At 69.2% G+C, this 3,213-nt stretch carries 3 protein-coding genes and 1 pseudogene; 1 reads left to right on the forward strand and 3 read right to left on the reverse strand.

Features of this window, described 5'->3' with window-relative positions:
* From ACIKT0_RS15765 to ACIKT0_RS15775, 3 genes and pseudogenes are all read right to left on the reverse strand, one after another.
* Positions 1–446, reverse strand: a pseudogene (locus ACIKT0_RS15765) (shikimate dehydrogenase); the annotation flags it as partial.
* Between the two features lie 53 nt (positions 447–499).
* Positions 500–1,117, reverse strand: coding sequence for a Maf family protein (locus tag ACIKT0_RS15770; RefSeq protein ID WP_407106286.1), 618 nt, complete (start codon positions 1,115–1,117; stop codon positions 500–502).
* Entirely contained in the window at positions 1,114–1,968 is an 855-nt protein-coding gene (locus ACIKT0_RS15775; RefSeq protein WP_407106287.1) for a pyruvate, water dikinase regulatory protein, read from the reverse strand. The genes ACIKT0_RS15770 and ACIKT0_RS15775 overlap by 4 nt, the downstream gene beginning before the upstream one ends.
* Positions 1,969–2,418: 450 nt before the next feature.
* On the opposite strand from ACIKT0_RS15775, the gene ACIKT0_RS15780 reads away from it, so the two are divergent.
* Positions 2,419–3,213, forward strand: a 795-nt coding sequence (locus ACIKT0_RS15780) for a uroporphyrinogen decarboxylase family protein (RefSeq protein WP_407106289.1), incomplete at its 3' end; no start/stop codon positions are given.

A 3,213-nucleotide genomic window follows, 5' to 3' on the forward strand; every position in this document is an offset into this window, starting at 1 on the left:
TGTTTCCAAGCACGCGCTCCCCGACGCCTGCGAGCCGCGCCTGTTCGGGCGTGATCACGCGCTTGGCCTGCTGGCTTATGCGCCGGAGCTCGTTCGAATATGGCCGCGCCGCCTGCGCCGAGAACCACGGCGAGGCGGCGGCGGCCTTCCCATCCGGCGGCCGAGGCGTCGAGGTTGGCGAGAAATCCGAAGCCGTCGGTGTTCGCGCCGCAGAGAACCCCGTTCTCCAGCCAGAGGGTGTTCGCAGCCCTGAGCGCCGAGGCGCTGGGCTCGGACGCGCCGAGCGCGCGGAAAGCCGCCTCCTTGTGCGGGACCGTCACGTTGCCGCCGACAAAGCCTCGTTCCGCGAGGGTCGCGACGAAGCTGTCGAACTCTTCCGGCGGGACCTCGGCGAGCTCGTAGGCCCCTGGGACGCCATAGAGCCGCAGCCAGTACCGGTGAATCATCGGAGAGCGCGACTGCCGCACCGGCCAGCCGATCACGCACGCTTTCGGACCGCTCACGCCCGTATCGCTCCCATGTCACGCAAGGCGGACAGCAGCGGCAGCAGCGGCAGTCCGAGAACGGTCCGGAAGTCCCCCGAGACCTGATCGAAAAGATGGGCGCCGAGCCCTTCGAACTGGTACCCGCCGACGCTCTTCAGGATGTCCGGGCCGGCCGCTGTGAGGTAGGCCTCGATGAAATCGGCGGACAGCGGCCTCATGGTCAGCCGCGCCTCGTCCACGAAGCTCCACAGCGCCTGACCCTTCCGGGCGATCGCGACGCCCGAGAACAGGCTGTGGGTCCGCCCGGACAGCCGCAGGAGCTGCTCGCGTCCGGCCGCCGCGTCGACCGGCTTGGTGAAGCGTTCGGCGCCCAGCGCGAGCGTCTGGTCGGCGCCGATCACCAGCCGGTCGGGATAACGCGCGGAGACCTCCACGGCCTTGGCGCTCGCGAGAGCGCGCGCGACGCCGGGAGGCGTGTTGTCCGCCGGATCAAGGCGCGCCTCCACGTCACGCTCGTCGACCTGGGAGGGACGGACCTCGGGGGCCAGGCCGGCGTCCCGCAGGATCTGCGCTCTAATCTCGCTCTTCGAGGCAAGCGCCGGCGGCGCCTGCTCGAGCCAAAGCCCGCTCATCGCGCTTCCGCCGCGCGCTTCGCCCGGTGTTCGGTCAGCATCGCGATCACGGACGCGGCCGTCTCCTCGATCGAGCGGCGCGTCACGTCGATGGTCGGCCAGCCATGGCGGGCGCAGAACCGGCGCGACTCCATCACCTCGGACGCCACAGCCTCCGGATCCACATAGGCGCCGTCCCCCAGAACGCCCGCCGCCTGGCCCTCGAGGCCGAGAATTCGATTGTGCCGCATGGCGACGATCCGCTCGGGCGTCGCCACGAGCCCCACGATCAGCGGGCCCTTGAGCTTGTCGAGGCCGAAGGGGGGCGGCAGGTTCGGCACCAGCGGGATGTTGGCGGTCTTCACGCCGCGATTGGCGAGGTAGATCGAGGTCGGCGTCTTGGAGGTGCGGCTCACCCCGAGAAGCACGACGTCGGCGTCGGCGAGGCCGCCGGCCTCCTGACCATCGTCATGCGCCATGGTGTAGTTGAGCGCCTCGATGCGCTGGAAGTAGCCCGCGTTCAGAGCGTGCTGGGCGCCCGGCGTGTTGGCCTGTTCGGCCCCCAGATAGGACCGCAACATCTGAAACACCGGCGCGAGCACGGACAGGCACGGACAGCCGAGATCGCGGCAGCGGCTCTCCAGCATCTCGATCAGCTCGGCCTCGACCAGCGTGTAGAGCACGATGCCGGGCTCCGACTGGATCTCGTCCAGCACCCGCTCGAGCTGACGGACCGAGCGCACCAGCGGGTAGACATGCTCGACGCTCGAGATACCCGCATATTGCGAGGCGGCCGCGCGCGCGACGGCGACGAGCGTCTCGCCCGTCGCGTCGGACACGAGATGGAAATGGAAGGAGTTCGGCGACGACATGGAGGCTGCAGCGCGGAGGGACGGCCTAGCGAAAGGCTGTCGAGGAGGCGGTGGACGGCTGTGGATGAACTGAGCCGCTTCCGCGAGGCGAGGCCGTACTGTCGCCGAGGCGGCGATTTTCATCAACACCCCTGCGCGGCGGGACAGCGGTGAAAGCCGGCGCCGTGGAAATGGTGAACAACTCCTTAACCCCCCGGCGGAGCAGGGCTCGCCACAGACGTTAACGGATGGTTAACGCGCGCTCGCCTGTGGACGGGTTGTGGAGGGCTCGTAACGGCTGTAATCCGCCTGCCTAGAAAAAGAAGCAGAAAGACTCGAATCTTAGAGTCTGGAAGAGAGGCTCGAGTGAGCGCGCCTGTGGTTGAGCGAAGAGAAACGCCTCCGAGAGACGGGTCCCTCTTCCTCAGGACGCTCTCCGGAGAAGCGCTCCCGACGCCTCCGGTCTGGCTGATGCGGCAGGCGGGGCGCTACCTGCCGGAGTACCGGGAGCTCAGGGCCAAGGCTGGCGGCTTCCTGGACCTCTGCTACACGCCCGCTCTCGCGACCGAGGTGACGCTGCAGCCGATCCGCCGGTTCGACTTCGACGCCGCCATCCTGTTCTCCGACATTCTCGTCGTCCCCCATGCGCTCGGGCAGCACGTCGGTTTCGTCGAAGGCGAAGGCCCGCGGCTCGAGCCGGTGACGTCGCGCGCCGAGTTCGGACGCCTTCGGGAAGAGATCGATCTCGCGATGTTGGCCCCGGTCTACGAGACGGTCGCCCGCGTCCGCTCCGAGCTCGCGCCGGAGAAGGCGCTGATCGGCTTCTGCGGCGCGCCCTACACGGTCGCGACCTACATGGTCGCCGGCCGCGGCGGCGACGAGCAGGCGCCCGCCCGGCTGCTCGCCTATCGTGATCCGGAGGCCTTCGCAGAACTCATCGAACGTCTCGTCGAAGCCTCCGCGGCTCACCTGGTCGCGCAGCTCGAGGCCGGCGCCGACGCCGTCCAGATCTTCGACAGCTGGAGCGGCGACCTGCCGCCGGACGAATTCACCCGCTGGTCGACCGAGCCGATCAGGGCGCTCTGCGAACGGGTCAGGGCCAGGGTTCCGGGCGCGAAGATTCTTGCGTTTCCGCGCGGCGCGGGAGCGAAGCTCGCCGGCTTCGCCCGAGAGGTTCCGGCCAACGCCTTCGGGCTCGCGACCTCGGAGGACCTGCGGGCGGCCCGCGCGGCTGTTCCGGCCGGCGTGGCGCTGCAGGGGGCGATC

The sequence above is a fragment of the Hansschlegelia beijingensis genome, assembly GCF_045505405.1.
Classification (GTDB): domain Bacteria; phylum Pseudomonadota; class Alphaproteobacteria; order Rhizobiales; family Methylopilaceae; genus Methylopila; species Methylopila beijingensis_A.